We start from the raw sequence: 24,206 nt of genomic DNA, 5'->3' as shown, positions 1-24,206 counted from the left end.
CGGGGTGTAGGGGCAGAGAGGTAAGTCGGTGCGATGAGCGACGGTGAGCTGATCGCATGCCGGCACTGACCGACGATGTGCACGGTGTGTTGCGTGAGCTGCTCGGGCTGTACGGGGCCGGACAGCCGTCCGAACGTGCTTCGGCCGCGCTCGCGCAGGCCACGGCCGCGGATCTGAGCCGGCTCTCCGGCGGAGGTGCACGCGGTTACGGCGATTCGTTGAGCCTGCAGCGGACAGTGCTCGACACCCAGAACGGCCGGGACGGGGTCGTCGGTAAGACGGTCGCCGAATCGGGAACCGGAACGCTCACCGGACGCGGTGTACTGAACAGTCAGATATCCGATCTGCAGGCGCGGATACAGGCGATCACGACCATCGGTGACACCCGGTTCAGCGGGCCGGCGCTCCTCGATTCCGCCCAGCAGACCATCACCAACGCGACCAGGCAGGTGAACGCCGATATCGACGCGGCACGCAGACAGGCGGCCCAGATCATGCCGCCGGTGGCGCTCGCCGAGCGCACTCGAAAAGCCTCGTCGGCGCCCCGGAAACGGCGGCGCCGGCGGCGGCCACGCATGGTGTCCGGACAACAGGTCACCTCCCAGCCCACCACCCGCCGCGGCACCCGCCGCAACTGGGACAAGAGCAAGGGGGGCAGGGCCGCACAGGCCGCGGACGGCGCGCTGGGCCTGCCCTACATCTGGGGCGGTGGCGGTGCCGGCGGCCCGAGCGGGGGTGGTTTCGACTGCTCCGGCCTGACCCAGTACGCCATCGCCCAGGCCACCGGCGGGGAGGTGGTGCTACCCCGCACCACCTACGAGCAGATCTACGCGGGGGAACGGATCGATCCGCGCGATGTGCGGGCGGGTGATCTGGTGTTCCCGGCAGGTTCGTTCAGTTCGCGCGGGCCCGAACACGTCCAACTCGCCGCCGGCAACGGTATGGTGATCGAGGCGCCCTACTCGGGAGCGACGGTTACCTATTCCGAGATGCCGCCCAGCGCCGTGGTGATCCGGGTCGTCTGAGCGGAATACGCCTTTGGCAATCGAGATCCCCCACGATGTGGCGCTGTTCCTGAATTTCCTCGGTGTCCCTTACCCGGATATCAACGAAGACCAGGTGCGGGAACTCGCAACGCACGTACGCACTTTCGCCGATGACGTCGCCGGAACCCATCAGTCGGCAACCGGTGCCATCACCGATATGGGCTCTGTCTACCAGGGACAGTCGTATCGCGCCCTGGTGGCGTCCTGGGCGCGATTGAGCTCGTCACATATGGAGCGGCTCGACGAACTGTGCAAAGGGGTGGCCAAGGCCCTGGAGATCGCCGCGGAGGTCATCACAGCGGTGAAAATCGCTGTGCTGACCGAATTGGCGCTTCTCGCGGCGGCCTATACCGCGTCCATGGCCGCCGTGGTGGCGACTTCCGGGGCCTCCGCGGCAGTGGGGCAATCCATCGCGTTGGCGGCGAAAAAGCTGGTCAGTGCGATGGAGCAGATGCTCGTGGGATATATCTTGGCCGAAGTGCTCGGCCGGGCCATCGAACCGCTGGAAGAGGCGGTGTCGGATATGATCAAGGGCGTCGTCTACAACGCCACCGCTGATCTGCTGGGGGTGGACGGTGGGAGCGACGAGATACTCATCGATCCCGACGAGGTCCGCAGGTACGCGCAGGTTCTCGACGATCACGCCGACGACATCATGAAGCACGCCGAGAAGTTCGCGAACGGGGTCTCGGCGCTCGATTTCACTACCCCGGTCGGGATGCCGGGGGCGCCCGAATCGCTCGCGCAACCCGCTTCCGGGCCTGCCGGCACTACGGGACAGCCGGGGGCCGACGGGCGAACGGATACCGGTGATCCCGCCGCGCCGGGGAAGGCTCTGGTGTCTGCGCCGGAACAGGCTGCGGCCCCGAGGAACTGGATACCCGGGCCCGCGGGGGAGACGGCATCCCGGGATTCCGATCCATCGACCGGCTCCACCGGCGAAGCCGCCCCTCCGGCGGTGAAAGAAGGGACCGGTGCGGGGGCGCCCTCGATGGATCGGCCCGGTGCGGTGAACCCGGGAGGCGGATCACCTGGCACCGCCGGATCGGATCCGGCCGATCCCCGAACGGCCGGGGCCCGCGGTGAGAGCTCGGCGGCGGGAACGCCCGCTGTGCGCGCCGAGACGGTGACGCCCGGTGCGGGCGCCGAGTCGGGGCCGCCGGCGGTGCGGGCGGACGAATCCCCGGGGCGGACTCCGGAGACCTCCGGTGCCGCCGGTCCTGTCGATGGACGGGACGAAGACGCGGGCAGATCCATGGGCGCTGCCACACCTGTTACGGCCGGGGAAGGTTCGGGCGCGACGACTGCTCCGGCGATGGGCCAGGGGAGTGCTTCCGGCGATAACGCCGGGATGCAGCAGAATCCGTGGAACCGGCCGTCTGCTGGTCCGAATGGGGCAGGGGACACGGCACCCGGGCGACCGTCCGGCCGGAAGTCGCGCGCGGAGGAGAGCACCGGGCGCCCGGTATCTGGGCGGCGCCGGAAGTCCGCCAGGCCGAATCCGTGGGCGGCGCGGCCCGCGGCCACCGAACCGGCCCGTACACCCTGGGCCCGGCCGTCCCGCCCCGGGGTGCCCGCGGTTTCCGGGGTCACGGCGGAGGGGGATACCGCGCCGCCGGTCGGTTCGAGCGCGCGTGATCGGGATGCGGTACCCGCTGCCGAAGCGCCGGAACGGGAAAAGCCGGAGGGGAGTGCGACCGATCGGCAGCCGGGCGAGAACGTTTCGGCTGTCGCGGCGCCGGCGCGCACGGACGAGGGTCCGCCGCCGCGGGTTTGAGTGGATGAGATGCGGCGGCCGGTGGCTCGCTGTTCCACCGGCCGCCGCGGTTGAGGTCATCAGGGATGAGGGAACTGGTGACCCGCGGCCAACTATAACTCTGTTTAACGTGCCGCTCAATAACGGCACTATTTCCAAGAGGGGGAATTTCCGCTGGTAATAGCGGATCGGTTGCCGGGGTTGCGACCTATGCGCGGAGTGTCGAGGTCGGCCGGAAGTGAGATGTGTTGCGGTGCGGCCACCGGCAACCCCTCGTCCGCGTGTGGGTCGGCGGAATACCTCATCGACGCGTTCGAGCGCAGCCCGGTTCTTCCCAGGGCCGGGAAAGGTCGAGTACCTGCGGTCGGTCCGGGTGGCCTACCCTGCCAGCAGACGAGGGTCGGCGAAAGGGAAGTCCGAGGTGTCAGCGGCCGAAGACGCGTTCTACACGGGCGTGCAGAGTTTGGGATTGGTCGCCGGAGGGGTGCGCAACGAGGAACATGCTCGCGCCGCATTCACGGCGGCGACGGATATCGATCCGGATATGTGCGACGCGTGGCTGGGCCGGGCGATGGCGGGGGAGGTCACCGCCGAGGTCATCTACGGCGCCTACCGCTCCTCGCACAACCTGTACCGCGATCAGCAGCGCGCCGGCCTGATGGATCGCGCCCTCTGGTGTCAGGTCGAGATCGGTGTCTTCGGCCTCCGGGTCGCGATGGCGGATCGGGATCAGATCGCCATCGCGCAGGCGTGTGCGTACGCCGACGGCGGGGAATGGCAGGAGGCCGTGGCCATCCTGGACGAGGTCCGCGGCGACGATGTCGCCGATTTTGCGCGGATCTCGCTGTTCTACCGCACCGGCCGCTGGCCCGATATCCTCACCGCTCGCTCGGCGAAGCCGGTGCTCGAGGACGGCCTGCTGGATATCGCCGCGGAGCTGATGGCCGCCAGCGCGCTTGCGCATCTCGGCCGGTTCGGTGAAGCGCTGCCGCGGGCCCAGCGGATCGTGGAGGACAGTCAATCCGGCAATCTTTCCTATATCTGGGCCGATGCGCACTACCTGCTCGGGATGATCCTGCGGCACAACGGCGAACACGAGGCCGCCGAGAGAATCCTCAAGGGCCTGCAAGGGTCGGGTCTGTGGCCCAAACGGCAGGACTGGCAGCAAGCGGTACGCGATAAGAACTTCCGGCTCGAGGTCACCACCCCTGCGGTGGTCGCCTCGCGGATGGATATCTGGGATCCCAAATCCGGAGACGACCCCGCCGAAGTCGCGGCCAGCGCGGCCAAAGCGGAGCGGGACGAATTACTGGATGAAGCATCGAAACTGCTGCAGTCCCAGATCGGTATGGATTCGGTCAAAGAGCAGGTGGATCGGCTCAAATCAGGTGTTCTGATGGACCAGGTGCGGGCCAAGCGCGGGCTCGCGGTCGATTCGCGGTCCAATCACCTGATCTTCTCCGGCCCGCCCGGTACGGGTAAGACGACCATCGCCCGGGTGATCGCCAAGATCTTCGCCGGGCTCGGTGTGGTCGAGAACGCCGAGGTGATCGAGGCCTCGCGTAACGATATGGTCGGCACACACCTGGGTCATACCGCGCCGAAGACGAACGCGCTCATCGATTCCGCGCTCGGGGGTGTGCTCTTCATCGACGAGGCCTACACCCTCATCCAGGAGGGGCTCTCCGGCGGTGACGCCTTCGGTAAGGAGGCTGTGGACACGCTGCTTGCCCGGATGGAGAACGACCGGGACAAGCTCGTCGTGATCATCGCGGGGTACGAGGCGGAGATCGATCGGTTCCTGCAGTCCAACGAGGGCCTGTCCTCACGGTTCACCAAACGGGTTCGTTTCCCGAGTTATGACGCGGACGAACTCGTACAGATCGCTGACCATATCGCGGGGAAGAAGGATTCGATCCTGTCCGATCAGGCGCGCGAGGTTCTGCGTGACCGGTGCACGATGATGTCGGAGCAGAACAAGAACGGGCGCCGGCTCATCGACCTGGCCGGTAACGGCCGCTTCGTGCGCAACGTGGTGGAGGCCGCCGAGGCCGAGCGTGACTTCCGGTTCACCAGGGACAACGTGGATATCGCCGCGCTCACCGATGAGGAGCTGATGACCGTCGACGCCTTCGATATCACCGCCGCGCTGCAGGGGTTGGCGCCCGCCGGAAAGTAGCGCCCACGATCCCACCGACCGGCTATTCCCAAATCTGGGAATTAGCCGGTGCCCGGGTGCGCGTTAAGTTGGGCCCGAGGTCGGCGGAAGGAACGTATACCGGTGGCACGCTTCCGGGTGGTGACCAAACACCAGGTTTCGGGTTGGCGGTTTCTGCTACACCGGATCGAACACGCCCTGGTCCGTCGCGACGCCTCGATGATCGACGACCCTTCGCGCGGACGCTCCACGGCGCTGGCGATCGGGGTGGCACTGGCGTGTATCGGTATCGCGGGCGCGGCCGTGCTGGCTTTCTTCAAGCCCGCCAAACCCGTCGCCAATTCCCCGATCATCGCGGAAAAGGACACCGGCGCTCTGTATGTGAAGCTCGGGGAACGGTTGCATCCGGCGCTCAATCTCACGTCCGCGCGGTTGATCGTCGGTCAGGCGGCGAACCCGGTGGAAGTGTCGAAGAGCGAACTCGCGAAGTATCCGCGCGGCCCGTGGGTCGGGATACCGGGCGCGCCCGGACAGATCAGCGATGAGGCGGAGAAGGATTCGGAGTGGACTGTCTGCGATACCGCCAGAACGGGCGCGGCCGCACCGGTCGATCAGAAGACCGGTCTGCCGACGCTGTCCCGTTCGGCAGTTCTCACCACGGCCATCGCCGGCCCACTGACAGTCGATGATGACGCTGTACACGAACTGAGCGGACGGCAGGCGCGTCTCCTGCGTGGGGAGGACGCGACCTGGCTGGTGTACTCGGATCCACAGCAGGGCGTGGTGCGAGCCGAGATCAATCTGGCGGATTCCCCGGTGATGCTGGCACTGGGCATCGATGGCGCGGCTCAGGTGGCCGCGGCGTCACCGGGTCTGCTGGGCGCGATCCCGGAGGTCGCGCCGATCCGCGCTCCCGAGGTTCCGGACGCCGGTGCTCCGGTGAACCTGAAACCGTCGTTGGATGCCGTGGTCGGCTCTATCGTCACCATGGCGACGCCGAATCAACCTGCCACTTATTACCTGGTCTCCAACGCGGGGCTGGTACGTGTCAGCGCGGTACTGGCCTCGATCGTGCGTAATGCCAACTCGCACGGTGCGGTCGCCACCAGCACGGTCAGTCCCGATGTGGTCGCGGCGAACCTGCGGACCGGCGACTGGCCGGGGACGGCGACCTATCCGGCCGAACCGGTCGAGATCCTGGACCCGGTCCGCGATCTGATCACCTGCTACAACTGGTCGCGCACGGGTACCGATCCCGACGCGCACACGCGATTGCTGTTCGGCCGCCAACTTCCGCTGAGCAAGCAGGAGCAGGGCCGCACGGTCCAGTTGGTCACCGCGCCGTACTCCGGTGGCACCACCGCCGACTACGCGTACCTGCCCCGGACCTCCGGTAAGTTCGTGCAGGTCACGGGATCCGAGCCCGGTTCGCCACTGCGCGAATCACTGTTCTGGATCTCTGACAGCGGGGTCAGATACGGAGTCGGCGCGGCTGCGACGGGAGGCGCGGCAAAGGATCCGACGCTGACCGCGCTGGGCATGCAGGAACCGGTGACCGCCCCGTGGAGCATCGTCTCCCTGTTCGCGGTCGGGCCGACCCTGTCGGTCGCCGACGCGATGATCCAGCACGACGGGATACCGCCGAATATGACGGGTGTGCAGATGACGGGCAACAAATGACAGCGACCCGGCGATTCGTCCGGCCGGCCCGGATGGTGCGGGGCCCGAAGGCGCCCGCCGTTACGGAACTGCGGTTGCAACCACCGACCGAGCTGCCGCGGCCGGTGCCCATGTCCAAGCTCAAGATGATCATGCCGGTGATCATGATCGCGGCCATGGTCGGGATGATGGCCATGATGTTCGGCAGCGGCGGCCGGACCATGTCGCCGATGATGCTGATGTTCCCGATGATGATGGTCGTGTCGATGTTCGGCATGCTCGGCGGCCAGCTCGGCGGTGGCGGCGGCACCAACAGCACCGCCGCCGGACTGAACGAGGAACGCAAGGATTACCTGCGTTCGATCACCGAGAATCGGAAGACCGTCCACGAGGCCGAGACCGAACTGTACGAATACCTCGCCTATACCCATCCAGGGCCCGCCGGGCTGAGCCGGCTGGTCGGCGGGAAGCGCATGTGGGAGGTACAGGTCGCGAACCCGCAATTCCTGCGGGTCAGGATGGGACGCGGACGTATCGCCAATCAGGTCCGGGTCATCGTTCCGGAGGCGGCGCCGACATCCGACCTGGATCCGGTCGGCGTCGTGGAACTGACCCGGTTCGCCAAGGCCTATTCGACGGTCGGCGGTATGCCGGTGGCGATCAATCTGCTGTCCGCGCCGCTGGTCGGCCTGGGCGGTGACCAGGCGGCCGTCGCCGGTCTGGCCCGGGCCATGATCGCGGAGATCGCGGTACTGCACGGCCCCGATCAGGTGGCGATCGCCGCTGTGCTCGACGATCCGGATTCACCGCAGTGGTCGTGGCTGAAATGGTTGCCGCACACCCAGCATCCCGCCGAGACCGATGCCATCGGGTCGAGCCGTATGGTGTACCGGACCGTGGCGGAGCTGCGGACCAAGGTGCTGGCGGGTCTCAACCGCGGCCCCTTCTCGGCGAACAACGAACCGGCGCTGGATAAATCGCATTTCGTACTGATCGTGGAATCCGGTGGTGTGAACACCGACCGGGATATCTCCGGTATCGACGGCTGCACCTGGCTCAGGCTGGGAGATTCCGAGCAATCACTGCCTCGTTCACTGAAATTCGAGGTCGGGCCGGACCGAACCCTGGAGGAGAAGACACCGCGCGGCACCCGGTTGGTCGGTTCGGCGGACGCCATGTCCGTACCGCAGGCCACCGCGGTTGCCCGCAGCCTTTCGCCGTATCGACTGTCCACGGTGGTCGAGGCGGTCGCCGCCGAACAGGCCAGTGGGAGCACCTCCTGGGAGGATATGGTCGGAATCGCCGACCCGGGCAACGTCCGGGTGGACCGGCAGTGGCCGGCGCGCCGCGATGCCGATCGCAACCGGCTGAACATCCCGTTCGGCCACGACCCGACCGGCCAGGTGGTGCACCTGGACATCAAGGAATCCGCCGAAGAGGGTATGGGCCCGCACGGTATGTGTATCGGTGCGACCGGATCCGGTAAATCGGAATTCCTGCGCACCCTGGTGCTTTCCGCCGTCGCCGAACATTCCCCCGATGTGCTGAACCTGTTGCTGGTGGACTTCAAGGGTGGTGCGACCTTCCTCGGATTCGACCGCCTCTCCCATGTGACCGCGGTGGTCACCAATATGGAGGAGGAAGCCGATCTCGTCACCCGTATGGAAGACGTGATCAACGGTGAGATGTCGCGCCGGCAGCGGATTCTGCGTGACGCCGGGAACTTCGCCAGTGTGGCCGACTACGAGCGGGCCCGGGAGCAGGGGGCCCAGCTGGAACCGCTGCCCACCCTGCTGATCATCCTCGACGAGTTCGCCGAACTGCTGGAACAGCATCCGAGCTTCTCCAAATTGTTCGTGGCGATCGGCCGGCTGGGCCGGTCGCTGCGGATCCACCTGCTGCTGTCCTCGCAGAAGGTCCCGGCGAACCGGATGGGTGAGCTGGAGGCCCACCTGTCCTACCGGATCGCCCTGCGCACCAACCAGACCAGCGATTCCCGCGACGCCATCGGTACCGCGGACGCCTATCACCTGCCGAAAAAGCCCGGATCCGGCTACCTGCGGGTCGGCGCGGGCGACCTCCAGCGCTTCCAGGCCGCCTATGTCGGTGCGCCGTATACCGCACCGGCGCAGGCAACAGCTTCCAGTGCTCAGCGGGCCCGGCGTCCGGGTGGCGGCTACAAACCGCCGCAGCCGTTCACCGCCGCGTATATCGCCGATGTCCGGCCGGTTATCGCGGCGCCGGCCCCGGTACAGGCCCCCGAACCCGAGGACAACGACAGCGAACCGGTGACGGTGATGGAAACCGTGCTGCAGCAGTTCGCGCGGCACGGTCGTCCGGCGCACAAGATGTGGCTGCCGCCGCTCGGGGTGCCGCCCACCCTGGACCGGCTGGTTTCGGTGGTGGAGCCCGGCGCGCTCGAGCTGCCCTGGGCCATCGTGGACAAACCGCGTCAGCAGCGCCAGGATGTCTGGGCGGTGGACCTGTCCGGCGCCGGCGGGCACGCCGCGGTGGTTGGCGGCCCGCAATCGGGCAAATCCACGGCGCTGCAGACCTTGATCTTGTCCGCCGCACTGACACATACACCCGAACAGGTGCAGTTCTACTGCTTCGATTTCTCCGGCGGCCTCTCCGCGCTGCGCGGGCTGCCGCATGTCGGCGCTGTCGCCGCGGGCCGTGATGTGGACCGGATCCGGCGGACTTTCGCGCTGCTCCGTAACTTGATCGCGTCCAGGCAGTCGCTCTTCGATCATCTGGGTATCGATTCGATGCGCGAGTTCCGTCGCCGCCGGGGCACGGCCGAGGGCTCCGCGGAACTGTCGGCCTACGGCGACGAGCACGGTGACGTTTTCGTCGTGGTGGACGGCTGGGATATCGGGTTCGCCATCAACGGCCCCTACTACGACGAGTACATGCCGATCATGGAGACCATCGCCCTGCAGGGTCTCAACTACGGTGTGCACCTGGTGATCAGCAGCTCCCGGTGGGCCGCGATCCGGCCCGCGGTCAAGGACCTGATCCAGACACGCCTCGAGCTGCGGCTCGGTGACCTCACCGATACGGTGTTCAATGCGCACCGCGCCGTGGTGGCGTCGGTGCCGCCGAATCGGCCCGGGCGGGGTATCTCGAACGAAGCACTCCATATGCTCACGGCGCTACCGCGCACCGACGGTAACGGTGACGCGGAAACGGCGGCCGCCGGGCTGAATGCGGCGATAGCCCAGGTGAGCCAGACCTTCTCGGGCAGGCGCGCGCCCGAGGTCCGGCTGCTGCCGAGCCAGGTCACGATGTCCGAGATCCTGGCCCACGTCCCGCGGCCCACGAACCTGGCCGAACGACTGAAGGTTCCGTTCGGCGTGCGTGAGTCCGATCTCGCACCGGCCGTTCTCGACTTCGGCGTCTCCACCCACTTCGTGGTCCTCGGCTCGACCGGATGCGGGAAGTCGACAGTGCTGGCGGCGTTACTGGAATCCATCCGGACGCGCTTCACCAAGGATGAGGCCCGAGTCCTGCTGATCGATTACCGTCGCCAGCATTTGGACGCGCTGCCCGAGGAGCAGTCGATCGGATATCTGACCAGCGCCCGGGATGTGGTGGAGAATCTGCCGTTCATCACGGAGAAACTGCGTGCCCGCCGCGCACCGGACGGGGTGACGTCTCAGCAACTCAAGGAGCGGTCCTGGTGGAGCGGGCCGGAGATCTTCGTGGTGGTGGACGATTACCATATGGTCGCCCAGCGTGGGCAGATGAACCCGCTGGATCCGCTGAAGGATCTCATCGTGGACGGCCGCGATACCGGCTTCCATCTGATCGCCGCCCGCAATATCGCACAGGCGGACTCGGCCATGTTCGACAGCGTTCTCGGGCAGGTGAAGAACCTGAACTCCTCGGGTTTGATCATGGACGGGACCAAGATGGACGGAATACTGATCGGCGATGTGAAACCCACCAAACAACCTGTTGGCCGGGGAGTTCTGGTGGAGCCGTTGACCTCGACCAGGGATCTGGTGCAGTCGGCCTGGATCCCCGAGTGATCGTGCGGACGGCCGGTCAGTGGGACTCCCCAAGACTGGGAATGGCTTAGCGTTCTTGATGTACTTCTCTGTCGCGAAAACCGCCCCCGGGCGAGGTCGCTTATCGATCGGAGTTATCGATGGACTCTTTCGAAGTCACGCCTGACCTGCTTCCGGCGATCAGCGCCGGAATGAGCGCCAAGGATTCCAGCCTGCAGGCACGGTGGCACACCGTCGCGCCGTACATGGTGCCGGCGCCCACCGGAGCCCACGCACCGGGCATGATCATGACGGGCGCATTCGCCATTGCCGAATTGGCATTTTCCACCCTCGTCGATGACGGCATCATCAAGAGCAACCTCGGTGGAGCTCATATCGAACCGGCAGCGGTGATCTTCGAGGGAACCGATACGGTCGGTTCCGTAGTAGTGAAAGCGGCGGACACTGTGGCCGCCTCTGCGTTCGGTAGCTGATCGGTATACATATCGGAGCAGGGGTTCTATGCCGTTCTTCGAGTACTTAGCTCTGGAGCCGCTCGTCAACCGAGCAATGCTCGACAGCGGACCCGGCGCGGTTCCGCTGGAAAATGCCGCTCGGGCCTACTCGGCGGCCGACGAGGCACTCCAGTCGGCGGCGACCGGTACCGACGGCCATCTGAAGTCGATGAAAGATGTGTGGCCCGGTGGATTGAGCTCCCAGCGCGCACAATCGGCCTTCGCCAAGCACAACCACTGGGTGCGTGACCAGGCAGCGAATTCAGGGTCGTTCGGCCGGCTGGCCGAACGAGGAGTCGGCCTGCACAATGAGGCCCTCGGATCCATGCCGTCGCGGGCGGAGATAGAAGCCGCTATCGCGGCGCTGGAAGCATCGGCCGCCGCGATGACGGCATCCAGTACGGTCGCTGCCAGCGGGGTTCCCGGTGTCGCCGCGGCCGGGGCTGTGGCTTTCGCCGGGGCGACTGCCTGGCACGCCGCGGCGGAGATGGAATACCACCGGCTCAGGCTTCAGGCAGGCCTGACGATGATGCGCTACGAAGCGGGAGCGCTCGGTCTGGCGGGCGATCTGCTGGCGGCGGCGGGCGCGCTCACGCCGGCGCCGCCGATCGTTGCGGGGGGCCCGGGTTCGCCGCCGCCGCCTTCGTACGACGCGGTGGGTCCGCTGCAGAACTTGATCGCCAATGGTCCCGATAGTCCGCACTATCCCGGGAACAGTGCTTCGAACGCGCCGAGCAACGGCGGCGGATCCGAATCCGGCGGCAATTCGAATCCCGGTGGAGAGGGGCCGGACTCCGGCCCTGGAGGTGAAGGGCCGGGCCCGGACCCGGGGCCGACCGGACCGGAGCAACCGCTGGCCGACCCGCAACAGCCACTGGCTTCTCAGCAGGGATTCGATGCGGGGCCCGGAGGCTACGGTCCCGAATCCTCGAATTCGAGTCCACTGCTGGGTGTTTCATCCGAATCATCGACCCTGGCCGCTCTCAACGGTGGTGCCGTCGGGCTGGCCGGCTTCGGCATGATGCGCGGCGGTATCGGTTCGATGCCCGGTGCAGCGACCGGATTCCGGTTGCCGGGCGGCTGGAATCCCGCGGCGGGTACCGCCTTCGGCGCTTCCAATCCCACCGTGGCCCCGACCGCGACGGCCCGCGGTGCGGCGCGGCGCGTTTCGGCGCCGGCCGCGCAGATGCGGCGTCGCCGCCGGGACGAGGAAACGCGAGAGGGGAAGGTTTTCACCCCGGGCGAGCAATTCGAGGTTCCGGAACTCGAGCGTCCGCCGGTGATCGGTGTTATCGAATATCAGGATGACGATCTCGATAACGACCTGCTCGTGGACTCCTCACTCGTGGGAGTACTGGATCGGCTCGACGATGCAGACGAGCCGGAGAATGGATACAGCACCCGGTAAGTAGGCCGGGGTTCATCAGGACTACCGAAAGGAAAACACCATGGCTGGTGGTTTGGAAGCTGCAAATATGCCCGGATTGACTCAGGCAGATGGCGACCAGATGGTCGCGATCTCCAAGCAGATGTCGGGACCGCTGCAGACCCTGGAGAAGGACCTCAAGGCGCTGGGCGGTGCACAGGGGGTCTTGGAGACGGCGTTCAGAGGTAATGCCGGTAATGCGGTCTACAACGCTTTCGGTAACGTCCTGACGACCGGTTCCAATCTCGCACGATTCATGGAACAGATCATGGATCAGATCATTTCGGGTAGTTCGGCATTCGACTCGGAGGATCAGGCGGCGATGCAGGCGGTGAAGGGCCAGCTCGGAGAAGCCGGCGACGGTAATTACGCAAATCCGGGTGCCCAGGAATCTACCTGGAACAATGGCGATACCGCTCTCGAATCGACGGCGGGACCGTCGAAGGCAAAGGTGGATTGGGCGTGACCACGCGTTCCTGACCGAGCGTGAAAATTCACCGATAATTCATTTTCGAAAGGTTTTGTGCAATGAGCCAGCAAATTTTTACCAACAAGGGTGAAATCGAATCCGGGCTGTCCCAGGTGAAATCCGTTATAGGCAGTATGGAGGACAACCTGGTGCATTTGAGGTCCCTGCAGCAGAAGATGCTGGATGAGTTCAAAGGTACCGCGTCCGAGCGCTACAACGATGTGGCGAATCAGCTGGGTTCGCGGGTCGACGCCTACGCGGCGAGCCTCAATGATCTCGACAAGGCGACCAACCATGCTGCCACGTTGATCGGCGACGCGGACACGCGGGTCGCCGGTATGTTCGCGAACCTTATGTGAGTCGAGGGGAGGTTTGACAGGCCATATGCCGGTGGATATCGCGGCGGAGGTGGGGTCCGGCGATCCGGTATCGGTGGATCTGAATGTCGATGCCGCCCTTGTCCTGAAGGACATGGTCGGCATCGACAACTACCCCTTGGTCCTGGCGGTCACGCCGAACATCTACCGGATCTCCGACCGCGATCGGGTCTGGGCCGCGGTGAAGGAACAACTCACCGCGGACGGGATCATCTCCGGGGGCGAGGTGGATCCGGTGGTGGCCGGATGGTTGCGGTGCCTGGAGCGCCCGGATACCGAGCTGGCCATCCGGGTGCTCGACAACGGCCGTGGAGGGCACACCTCGACCATGCTGCGCGCATCGCTGGTGCGCAGCGGGGAACGGCATGTGCTCGCCGTGCGCTGTGACGACGAGATCGTTATCCAGTCGGTTTTCCACCAGGGCCGGCAGCTCGATACGCTCACCGCGGTACTCGAATCGGTTCTCGGTGACTATCCGGTACTGGATTTCGAATCGTTCACTCTGGCCGACGTCGATCCGGGTGAGCCGCCGCAGGACCTGGACGGAGTACGGGCCGGGCTCCGCGAACTGGGTGCCTCGCCGCGCACCGCGAATGTGCTCACCCGAGCTCTGAACGAAATCGTCCGCCAAGCCGAGGTCCTCATGATCGAACATCGGGACGGCGGACCGGGGAAACCTGATTTCAGGATCTGTATGAACGTGTTGGACACGTTCTCGGGCCGGTTTGTGATCACACCTACCGTTACGTTGGACGGCCGGACCCGGTCGACATTCCGGCCGGGTGACCACACTGCCGTGCGGAGTGGTATCAACGCTCTGGCGGAGTTGCTGCCCGGCCGCAGCTGGTTCGATACCGCACGCACTGGTTGACGTTCCAGGGCTGGATGAGAGGACGGTGAGATGAACCGGGCATCGACAACCAACGGCGACGCCTCAGCGGCCCTCGCCAAAGGCGGCTACGACGCCTACTTCGCACAGCTCGGCGAGCCTCCCGGAGACAACGAGGCGGCCTCTGCCCCTCCGAGTTCAGGGGGTGACCGGGCCGGTGCGGCGGTGCCCGCGGATACCGGCTCACCGGCAGTACCGGAACAGCCTGCCGATCGAACCGGTTCGGCTGTGGCGCCGGATCCGGCGCCACCCGCCACCACGGGCCCCTCCTCGATCAGCGTTGCGCCGGAGCCCGCCTCCGCGCCCGGCCCGCAACCTCTTGCCGAACCGCCGATCCCCACGCCGCCCCCCGGCGCCACCGCCGAGGAAGACATGGCCGAACTGCGGCAGCGCGCTGTTACCGCACATCAGCAGGCAGCTGAGCAAGAGCGTCAGGCCATAGCTCGCCGGCAGCAACAGCAGAATCCGCAGGGGCCCGCGATGGGTACACCTGCACCGCAGGCGCAGGCGGATCCGGCGACGTCCGCACCAGAAGGCTGGGCGGCGCCGCAGGAATATACGGAAAGCCGGTCGGTGGGTTCGGAGGAAGTGGGTACGGCTCCCACGTACACCGCGACCCCGGGGTACGCAGGGCAGCCGCCCGCGCACCCGGGCTATGCATCCAGTCCACCGGCCGCGGCCGCCGCGGACACCTCACGGGTCCCCGACCGGATTCAACGTCCGGCCTACGAAACAACCAACCGGGTCGAGGTATTGCCGCCCGCGCTCGCCTCGGCGGAATTGCTCGCCGAGATCGCCGCCGTGCGACAGGCGCATCTGCGCTCGTCCAAAGGTATGCGGGGGGCGCTCAACAAGGTCGGGTTCAATCTGGGTCTGTCGCCGGCCGAACAACGTGCCGAGAGCAGGCGTAACCAGATCCGCCGCCAGCTCACCGCGCCGTATCAGATCGCCGTGGTGAGCGTGAAGGGTGGCGTCGGCCGGACCACCGTCGCGGCCGGCCTCGGCTCGACGTTCGCGAAACTGCGGCCCGACCGCGTGGTCGCCATCGACGCCAACCCGGATTTCGGGGATCTCGCCAGCCGCACGAGCCGGCACCAGTTCGGCCTCACCCTGCGTGACCTCGCCCAGGCCGGGGGGCGGCTGGAGTCCTTCTCGTCGGTCCATTCCTATACAGCGGTCAATACCGCCGATCTCGCGGTGGTGGCCTCGCCGTGGAGTACCGACGCGTCCGAGGCACTGACCGGGAGCGAATACCAGACCGGTGTGGAGACGCTGCGACGCCACTACAACCTGCTGCTGGTGGACTGCGGGACCGGAGTATTGGACTCATCGACCAACCAGGTCCTGCGCACCAGTGACGCGGTGGTCGTCGTCACTCCCGCGACGGTCGGCGGGGTGACCGGTGCGGTCGCGACGCTGAACTGGCTCAGCTCGCACGGGTTCGATCGCCTGATCGCGACGTCGGTGGTCGCGATCGTGCGCCAGCATCCGGCCAAGCCCACCGTGGATATCGAGGCGATCGAGAAGCTGTTCGTCTCGGCGCAGCGGCCGACCATTCGGGTACCGTACGATCCGCATCTCGCCGAAGGTGGCGAGATCGATTTGCGGATGCTGGAGAAAGAAACTGTGCTCGCCTTCGAGGACCTGGCGGCCGAACTGGCCGACGACTTTCCGGGCTATGTCGCCGAACAGTCCGGCGGCAACTACGGAGGTATGCGGTGACCGCTGTGCAGACGGCGGCACCGTCTCCGGCGGGTGGTGCGGCGCCGGCCGAGGTCGCGCGCGCCCGGATCGCGGTCATGGTCGCCACCTACCAGGTGGATGTCGTGGTGCCGACCAAGTTCACCGTCGAGACCTTCATCGACGACTTGGTGTCCGTGCTGGCGAACGCGATCGGCGACGAGGAAGTGGATTTCAGTCCGCCGCACGGTCAGTGGAGCCTCGCGCGTCCGGGTGAGCCGCCGATTCCGCGCTGGCGCAGCCTGGGCGATCACGACATCGTCGACGGAACCGTGCTGATGCTGGCGCCGGTCGAATCGGCCGAGGTCTTCACTCCGGTCGTGGAGGACATCACCGACGCGCTGGCGCTTATCAACGAGCGTGAATTCGCCGAATTCGACGCCGATACCGCCGCCGTCGTGGGACTGGGCGTTTTCGGAGTGGGTGCGGTGGGGATCGCCGCGATGCTCTCCTGGGCGTGGACTCAGTCGGGTTCGCTGCTGTGGTGCGGGTTGCCCGCGTTGCTGCTGGGTGTGCTGTGCTGGGCGGTCGCTGTCGCATTGCGGGGCCGGGGAGCCGCGCGCCGGCTCACCCTGGGCGCGGCGCTGGCCGCGATTCCGTTGCTCTTCGCCGGAAGCGCCATGCTGGTGCCGCCGGCCTACGGCGAGCCGGGACCGTTCGCGCCCGCCAATATCGCGGCGGGCGCGGTGGTCTGCGCTGTCGCCGCGATGGCGATGATGCGGTTGACGGGTTCGGGCATCGCCACGTTGATGAGTATCGCGGTGCTGGGGGTAACCGTCACCGCCGTTGTCCTGCCGCTGGCCTACTTCGATCTGGTGACACGCCAGGTCGCCGGAGGTGCGGTGTTCGCCGGGCTGATCCTGCTCACCGTGGCTCCCCGGATCTCGGTGGTGATCGCCCGGATCCGGCCGCCGGACCTGCCCGATCCCGGTAACGAGGTGAACCCGGCCACTCTGACCGATATCTTCGACGCCGAAACCCACCGGGATATGGAACAGGAAGCCGAGATCGCGGCGGCCGCCGAGGAAACCCGGCACCGGCACGAGGCCGGGATCGAAAGCCGGGCGCGACTGGCTGTCACCAGCCTCCGCGGGCTCGTGGTGGCCATCTCCGCGCTCCTGTCGGTGTCGACGGTGATCTGTGCGGCGGTGAGCCCGAGCGGTGTCCGGGAGATCGTTATGGGCACCGCGGTGGCCGGAATCCTGGCCATGCGCTCGCGCTGGTATCCGGACCGGGTCCAGGCGATCGCGCTGGTCACCGGTGCGGTGATCACCGTGCTCGGAGTCGCGGCGGTGGAGGTCGCCGCGTATGGGAGCTCCTTCGCGCGGCTCGCCGTCGTTGTCGTGGTCGCCGTGATCGCGTGCGCGGCGGTGGCCGCGGCACTGACCCTGCCGGGCAAACGCCTGACGCCGGTGACCCGCCGGATCACCGATCTGATCGAGTACGCACTCATTCTTGTCGTTCCGGTGCTCGCGTTCTGGATCATGGGCGTCTACACCGCCATGCGAGGAATCTGATGCGCCTGGGCCGGGCTGTGGCCGTAACGCTTGCCGCGCTCGTGCTGGGCCCCGGTGCCGGGCCGGCGGCGGCGTTGGTACCGCCGGAGGTGGTGGTCGGGGTGGTGCCACCGGATGGTCCACCGGCTCCGGAGCAGCCGACGAGACAGGACAGCGGCTGTCTGTCAACGGGTCTGCTGAAGGACTCCGACGTATCGCGTACGCCCCCGTCGGAGCTGGCGTTGAATCTGTCAGATGCCCGGACGCTCAGCCGTGGCGCCGGTGTCACCGTCGCTGTGGTCGATACCGGTGTGTCGCCACATCCGCGCCTGCCGAATCTGTCCGCCGGCGGGGACTATGTAGCCGCGGGCGGCGACGGGCTCCAGGACTGTGACGCACACGGCACCCTCGTGGCCGGAATTATTTCCGGCACGGCCGATCCCGGGGACGGTTTCGCTGGGGTGGCACCGGACGCGCGAATCCTCTCCATTCGTTACCGGTCGGCGGCATTCAGCCTCGAACGAGGCGGCGACCAACGGGAGCGGCAGGCGCTCGAGGTGCGAACCCTGGCGCGCGCCATCACCCACGCCGCCAATATGGGCGCCGGGATCATCGCGGTGCCGTTGCCGATATGCCTGCCGGTGGATTCGGGCGTGGACCTCGGGGTGGTGGCCGAAGCGGTCGGCTATGCCGTGCATACACGGGGTTCGCTGATAGTCGCCGGAACCGGTAACACCGACAGTTCGGGTTGTGCCCAGAACCCCGACTCGGATCCGGGCCGCCCCGCCGACCCGCGGAACTGGGAGTATGTGAAAACCGCCTCGGTACCCGGGGTTTTCGCCCAGTCGGTGCTGTCGGTCGGATTCACCACCGCCTACGGCGGGGTCACCGATCAGTCGCTGCTGGGCCCCTGGGTGACGGTCGCGGCGCCGGGCACCAGCATCGAATCACTCGGCCCGGGGACAACCGGTTTGATCAACGGTGTCGGCGAACCGGGCAAATTGGCCCCGGTCGGTGGCGCGTCCTTCGCCGCGGCCTATACGGCCGGTGTGGCCGCTCTGCTGCGTTCCCGGTATCCGAACGAAACACCTACGGAGATCACGGCGCGGCTCACCGCGAGCGCGCATGCCCCGGCCCGCGGTGTCGACAATATTGTGGGCGCGGGTCTGATCGATCCGCTCGAGGCGCTGAGCTACCGGACTCCGCCCCAACACCCGGAGGGCCTGTTCCAGGTCGCCGGACTCGAGCTGCCGGAACCACCTCGGGGGCGGGATGCCAAACCAGGGATAACCGCCGCCGTGGTGATCGTCGCCGCGGTGCTGATCGGCGCGGGCGTGACCTACGGCGTGAACGCCCGGCGGAGGCAACGGTGACAGTAACGGCGGAGCGGGCGGTACACGCACCGGACCGCCGGGTCGCCGGGGTGGAACGCGGCCCGTTCGCGGTGACAGCGATCGGAGGCAGTGTCGTGATGGCCGGAGTATCCGAGTATCTACCGCTGTGGGGCACGGCCCTGATCGCCGCCGGACTGCTACTGGCGGTGGTGGTCCGGATCGGCGGCCGTACGCCGGTCCGATGGTTCCTCGACTGGTTCGAGTTCCGGACCGGACGATCCGCTCGCGCCGCACTGCTCGCCGAACAGTTGCCGGTCGACGATATCGACGTTCCGGCCGGGATCTGCGGTATCGCGCAGGACGGCGATGTGCTGGTCGCCATGATCCAGCTCGCCCCGAATCTCGATCTGCCCACCGTGATCGCCGAACAGACCATCTACACCGAGGACACCGTCTCGGTCGAGAGCCTGCTGCCGATGCTGGACCATTACGGCATCGGCATCGATATCGATATCGTCACCACGGGCCAGCGGGTCCGGTCGGCGGGCAGCTACAGCATGCTCTACGACCAGCTGATCGGGTCCCACCCGGTCGTCGGGAACAGGATGACCTGGCTGGTGCTGCGGCTCGACCAGGAACGCAATCTGAAGGTACTGGCCAGACGTGGCCCCTGTGCGGTGGTCGGGCCCAGAACGCTGGCCACCGCGGCACACCGGATCGCCGGGCGCCTTCGTGAGCGGGGTATGGCCGCGCATCCGCTGCCCGCCGCGGCGCTGCTGGAGGCCACCCGCCTGCTGCACGCCGGCGCCGAAATCGGCGATCTGACCGAGCGGTGGGATCGTCTGAAAACCTCGGTACCCGGCCGATTCGTCACCAGTTTCGGTATCGACTGGTCACAGCTCGACGGTTCGGGACTGGACGACTGCTGGACCTGGAACAGCGGGCGTACCACCCTCGTGGTGAGCCTGTCCGGTGCCGACGGCCCGCGCGCGCTGGTCCGTTATATCGGTCCGGCGATGACGGAAGCGCTGCCGGACTATCTGCGCCGGTTGCCCGGCCGCCAGTCCCTGGCACTTCGCGCCACGCTGCCCACCGGGGTTTCGCTGCGGGAATTGAACCGTGACGAACGGAAGGTGGACGAAGCGCCCGCCGAATCGCACGCCGATCTGGCCGTCGCGATCGGCCCCAACGGCCAGATCCTGGGCGCGATCAGCGGGCAGACCCGGCACCAGCTCGCCCTGCCGCTCTACGACCCGGCTCCCTACAATCCACGCCGGCGGACCGTCGACGTGCACGCGATGTTGCCGGTCGCCCAGCAACTGGTCCTGCGTGCCACCGTCGTCGGCGCGGATGTCGAGGTGCATACCAGCCGTCCACAGCGCTGGCAGCATCTGGTCAGCGCCGTCGGGGACGCCAGATCGCTGCGGCTGGCCGGAGCCGACGAGCCGGAGCCCGGGGCACGCGCCAGCATCACGGTTTTCGACCAGCTGCCGCCGCGGGCGTCGTCGGCGCCGACCACGGTCTCCATCAGCGATCCGGGCAGTCCGCGTCGCGGCTCGGTGGATCTGGCGATCGAGCAGGTCGGCGACGCACAGATCGATGTGCGGATTCCGATGCGTACGGTCCGGGTAGATCTGGTCGAACCGCGTGGGGAAACGCGGTATCTCGATCACAACGAACGACCGCCGGCAGTGTCCCCACCGCCGGTCGGCTCCGAACGCACCGTCCCCGTGACGAGACCACGTGGATATCCCACTCGTTGACTAGGGCAGAGCAGGTAATCTCGATGACCGTGGTAGCGGATCCCGAACCGGACAGTGGAAGATTCGACAGCCCGGACAGCGCGCAGGAGCAGACACCGAGGCAGGCCGCCGCGGCGATATTCTCCAGCCGGCTTTCGGAACTCATCGCCGAATCGGTGGTGTCCACCGAGGACGGTTCGACCCGTGGGCTGACGTTGTATTCGCTGGCCCAGCATCTGGAGCTCGCCTATCCCGATGTTCCGGTATCGCAGTCGGGTCTGTACCGGCTGATCCACGGTGACGCCATTCCGCGGCTGGATCTGATCATCGCTCTGGCGCGGGTATTCGATGTGCCGCCGGAGTATTTCGTGACCGCTGAGAAAACGCGCTGATCTCATCGGCGGACCGGCTCCCGGGCCGGTCCGCGGCCCTGGACCGAGCTCCCACTAGTGGGAATGATGACACTTTCGGCGCCCGGGCAACCGATACCATTTCGCCTATGCCCGAAGCCGATTCCGGAGACGTATTTCTCCGCAATCGAGGTGCGATTCTCGATGCCATACTGGCGGATCCGGCGTTCGGGCTCAGCGGGAACTCTCCCGATGAGACCCTCGAGCCCGAGCCGAGCCCCGGCCTGGTCGGCTCGGACGTCGCGTTCGACGAATCGCTACTCGCCCCGGCGCCCTCACATCGCGACCCATCAGCGGAGTCGGCCGTACCGGAACCCGCGGGTGTGGGCTCGTTCGCGGCCGGACCGGACTCCGGGCCCGCGGTTTCGCGCCCGCGCCGTTCCACCGCCGGCCCTTCGGCGAGTGAGCGGATCAACGCTCTGCTCAGTGGGCAGATGCCCGACACCCAAACGGGCTCGCTCGCCACAGAGAACGCCGAACGTGTCGCGGACCGGCTGAATTCGACGGCCCCGCCCGAAGCCGAGCCGCAACGGGCTACCGAGGCCGAACCGAGCCGCGCCGAGCGTCAGTCGCCCCAGGAGATCGCCCGCGAGGTGGCCGATCAACTGCGCAAACCGCGCGTGGCGCTGGCCGTCGCGGCGGTGGTCGCCCTGGTGATCGTGGTCCTGCTGGTGTTGACCGGCGGTAAAGAGGAATCGGAAACCCAGCCGCTGGCGGTCACCCCGGCGCCGACTCAGGAGGCGCCGCAGACCGAACCGTCCGGTAGCGGCACCATCCAGCCGGAATCGGCGGAGGCGAAATGTCCGACCGGCGGCACGGACGGTATGGACGCGTTCTCCGGGGAACCGGACAAAGCGTGGTCCTGCCCGCGTGCTTTCAAGATCGACGGTCAGGTCCTGCGCATCGACCTGGGTAAGGAATACGAGATCGATTCGATCGGGGTCGTACCGGGCTGGGACCACGTGGACACCGACGGCACCGATCAATGGACCCAGAACCGGACGGTGAGCCGGCTCTCGTACGAGTTCAACGACGATGAGAAGACCACATACACCCAGGAGACGCTCGATCAGCGATCGCTGGTGGTGACCGAGATGAAAAAGCCGATCAAGGCTTCGGAAATCGTGCTGACCGTACTGAAATCCAGTGGCGACACCTCCAGTAACACCGTGGCGATCTCGGCCATCGTGATCACCGGGCAGTGAGGCCCCGATGAGGTGCGAGGTGGGCGGATGACGGTGCGATGCCAGTACTGCGGGCATGCGGCCGGCCCGGGAGTCGGCGCGTGCGCTAATTGCGGTGCGCCGCTTCCGGATACCCCCGCACCGGTATCCCACAGCGGGGCCACCGAACCGGGCCGGCAGCCGGGTGGACACAGCGGGCTGGGTGCGCATATGGCCGAGTTGAGCGGCCGCGCCGGTGCGCTGGGCGCGCTGCCGGGAACACACGCGCAACCCGGGCATGATGCTCCGGCTCTTTCGTCGCCCGGCGGCCAGGGTGCTGCCGATCATCACCCGCACCACAACCGGACCCGTGGTCTCCTCGGATTCCTGCGATCTCGTCTGGTCGATGAGGCGGAAACCGTTGTCCACAAACATCATCCGAAATGGCAGTGGCGGGCGGCCGGGGGGCTCGCGGTCGCGGTGCTGCTGGTGCTGGCCTTCCTCATGGTCAAATCCTGTGCGCTGACCGCGCCGCAGCTCATGGGTCCGGCCGGGCTCGCCGGTCCCGCCGGACCGGCCGCGGCCACCGACGCGGTGTCGGCATTGCCCGGTCCGTTGCAGGCCGCCTCATGCCGGCCCCATGCCGAGACCGAGGGTGTGCAGAGTTGTGTGCTCGATGCGGCCAGTCCGCTGCTGATGGGCGAGATCACCGGCGGTCGCTCGCTGACGTTCCAGGTGCAGACAGCCGAGCCCGGTGCGCTGGCCCAGGCTGTCGCGCAATGGCGTTCGGCGGGTAGCAATGTGGTTGCCGATGGGGATGTGTTCGCCGCGATAAGCGCCTCGTCCGCGGTCAGGTATGCCGATACGAAATCGGGTCTGCGCATCGATACCGGTGCGTTTTCCGACAGCGCCGGTGCGCGTACCTTTCTGATGCGGTCCGGGTTGTTGCAGCCCTAGTGCGAACTTTCCGGAGTTCGTTCCTCTCGCGAACACGCAGGCCCGGTGCTTTCTTCCCGGCGGCCGGGCCCGGGTGATTGGCTACACACATTTAACGTACCGCTATACAACGGCACATTAAACGCGTAGAGTGCCTGTTGAGAGAGCTCGAAACCGAAGCGGAAAGGCGCGGATTACGGTGACGACATTGCAGGACACAGTTTCGCCGATGCGATTCCGGATTGATCCGGACGAACTGGGGCCGGCGCGTTTCCGTACCGCGCTGTACCGCACCGCGGATGCTCCGCCGGGGGAGTGGCGCTTCACGCTCTATGCCGCGGGCGAGGGTGTATCGCTGAGCCGGGTGCTGCCGGTGTTGCACAGCCTCGGCGTGGAGGTCGTGGACGAGCGGCCTTATCAGATCGACTCCGATAACGAACAATCCGACTGGATATACGATTTCCGGTTACGGGTGGTGTCGGCGGTATTACGTACTCAGCTGGACCCGGAGCTGGAGTCAGATCTCGATCAGCCCGAAAGTCCCGGTGCCCAGGGGATCGCGCAGCGATTCACGGCCGCGTTCGAGGCCATGTGGTTCGGGCATGCCGAGGTCGATACGCTCAACGAGTTGATTCTGCGGGCCGGCCTGCATTGGCGGCAGGTCGTGGTGCTGCGCGCATACGCGAAATATCTGAAGCAGGCCGGATTCTCCTACGGCGCGGGGGGTATCACCCGAGTGCTGCTGGCCAGCCCGGATATGGCACGCGGTTTCGTGCGCCTGTTCGAGGCGTATTTCGATCCCGACGGCGATACCGAATCGGCCGCGGGTATCGCAGAATGGCTGGAAGCCGAAATCGACGCCGTGGTCAGCTTGGACACCGACCGGGTGCTGCGCGCGGTACTCGATGTGGTCACCGCGACGCTGCGCACCAACTATTTCCGTCGTGATGCCGAAGGCGAACCGCCGGCCCACCTCTCGCTGAAATTCGACCCGCAGAAGATAGCCGAACTTCCGCAGCCGCGGCCGAAGTACGAGATCTTCGTGTATTCGCCGCGGGTGGAGGGTGTGCATCTGCGGTTCGGTGCGGTGGCGCGGGG

At 66.7% G+C, this 24,206-nt stretch carries 18 protein-coding genes; all 18 read left to right on the top strand.

Features of this window, described 5'->3' with window-relative positions:
* The first annotated feature begins 56 nt into the window (after positions 1–56).
* Positions 57–1,025, top strand: a complete 969-nt coding sequence (locus tag ABZ827_RS28650) for a C40 family peptidase (RefSeq protein ID WP_357243226.1) — start codon at positions 57–59, stop codon at positions 1,023–1,025.
* A 13-nt stretch (positions 1,026–1,038) separates the two neighbouring features.
* Positions 1,039–2,823 carry a hypothetical protein gene (locus tag ABZ827_RS28645; RefSeq protein WP_357243223.1) on the top strand — a complete coding sequence of 595 codons (1,785 nt, stop codon included), beginning with the start codon at positions 1,039–1,041 and terminating at the stop codon, positions 2,821–2,823.
* 400 nt (positions 2,824–3,223) lie between these two features.
* Entirely contained in the window at positions 3,224–4,981 is a 1,758-nt protein-coding gene (gene eccA, locus ABZ827_RS28640) for a type VII secretion AAA-ATPase EccA (RefSeq protein ID WP_357243220.1), read from the top strand.
* A gap of 102 nt (positions 4,982–5,083) precedes the next feature.
* The gene (eccB, locus tag ABZ827_RS28635; RefSeq protein ID WP_357243217.1) at positions 5,084–6,640 is read left to right on the top strand and encodes a type VII secretion protein EccB; all 1,557 of its coding nucleotides are present in this window, start codon (positions 5,084–5,086) and stop codon (positions 6,638–6,640) included.
* Complete coding sequence (gene eccCa, locus ABZ827_RS28630) at positions 6,637–10,653, top strand: type VII secretion protein EccCa (RefSeq protein WP_357243214.1); 4,017 nt, start codon at positions 6,637–6,639, stop codon at positions 10,651–10,653. The genes eccB and eccCa overlap by 4 nt, the downstream gene beginning before the upstream one ends.
* 119 nt (positions 10,654–10,772) lie before the next feature.
* The gene (locus ABZ827_RS28625; protein ID WP_357243211.1) at positions 10,773–11,105 is read left to right on the top strand and encodes a hypothetical protein; all 333 of its coding nucleotides are present in this window, start codon (positions 10,773–10,775) and stop codon (positions 11,103–11,105) included.
* A 28-nt stretch (positions 11,106–11,133) separates the two neighbouring features.
* Positions 11,134–12,534 (top strand): PPE domain-containing protein, encoded by a 1,401-nt coding sequence (locus ABZ827_RS28620; protein ID WP_357243208.1) that lies wholly within the window; start codon positions 11,134–11,136, stop codon positions 12,532–12,534.
* Positions 12,535–12,574: 40 nt separating this feature from the next.
* Positions 12,575–13,018 carry a hypothetical protein gene (locus tag ABZ827_RS28615; RefSeq protein ID WP_357243205.1) on the top strand — a complete coding sequence of 148 codons (444 nt, stop codon included), beginning with the start codon at positions 12,575–12,577 and terminating at the stop codon, positions 13,016–13,018.
* Between the two features lie 62 nt (positions 13,019–13,080).
* Complete coding sequence (locus ABZ827_RS28610; RefSeq protein ID WP_357243202.1) at positions 13,081–13,380, top strand: WXG100 family type VII secretion target; 300 nt, start codon at positions 13,081–13,083, stop codon at positions 13,378–13,380.
* 25 nt (positions 13,381–13,405) lie between these two features.
* Complete coding sequence (locus ABZ827_RS28605) at positions 13,406–14,269, top strand: ESX secretion-associated protein EspG (protein WP_357243199.1); 864 nt, start codon at positions 13,406–13,408, stop codon at positions 14,267–14,269.
* Positions 14,270–14,299: 30 nt separating this feature from the next.
* Entirely contained in the window at positions 14,300–16,009 is a 1,710-nt protein-coding gene (locus tag ABZ827_RS28600) for an AAA family ATPase (RefSeq protein WP_357243196.1), read from the top strand.
* Entirely contained in the window at positions 16,006–17,544 is a 1,539-nt protein-coding gene (gene eccD / locus ABZ827_RS28595; RefSeq protein WP_357243193.1) for a type VII secretion integral membrane protein EccD, read from the top strand. Before ABZ827_RS28600 ends, eccD begins: the two co-directional genes overlap by 4 nt.
* The gene (gene mycP, locus ABZ827_RS28590) at positions 17,544–18,896 is read left to right on the top strand and encodes a type VII secretion-associated serine protease mycosin (RefSeq protein ID WP_357243190.1); all 1,353 of its coding nucleotides are present in this window, start codon (positions 17,544–17,546) and stop codon (positions 18,894–18,896) included. The genes eccD and mycP overlap by 1 nt, the downstream gene beginning before the upstream one ends.
* Positions 18,893–20,620: a type VII secretion protein EccE gene (gene eccE / locus ABZ827_RS28585; protein ID WP_357243187.1), complete on the top strand. Its 1,728-nt coding sequence runs from the start codon at positions 18,893–18,895 to the stop codon at positions 20,618–20,620. Before mycP ends, eccE begins: the two co-directional genes overlap by 4 nt.
* 23 nt (positions 20,621–20,643) lie before the next feature.
* On the top strand, positions 20,644–20,991 hold the full coding sequence (locus tag ABZ827_RS28580; protein WP_357243184.1) for a helix-turn-helix transcriptional regulator: 348 nt from the start codon (positions 20,644–20,646) through the stop codon (positions 20,989–20,991).
* A gap of 107 nt (positions 20,992–21,098) precedes the next feature.
* Positions 21,099–22,214, top strand: coding sequence for a hypothetical protein (locus ABZ827_RS28575; protein ID WP_357243181.1), 1,116 nt, complete (start codon positions 21,099–21,101; stop codon positions 22,212–22,214).
* Between the two features lie 27 nt (positions 22,215–22,241).
* Positions 22,242–23,129, top strand: coding sequence for a zinc ribbon domain-containing protein (locus ABZ827_RS28570; RefSeq protein ID WP_357243178.1), 888 nt, complete (start codon positions 22,242–22,244; stop codon positions 23,127–23,129).
* Between the two features lie 208 nt (positions 23,130–23,337).
* Positions 23,338–24,206: NAD-glutamate dehydrogenase domain-containing protein (locus ABZ827_RS28565; protein WP_357243175.1), on the top strand; the 869-nt coding region annotated here is incomplete at its 3' end.

The sequence above is a fragment of the Nocardia sp. NPDC019395 genome (assembly GCF_040632335.1).
Classification (GTDB): Bacteria; Actinomycetota; Actinomycetes; order Mycobacteriales; family Mycobacteriaceae; genus Nocardia.
Note: the sequence above shows the minus strand (reverse complement) of the source record. Positions and strands in the feature narration are given on the sequence as shown.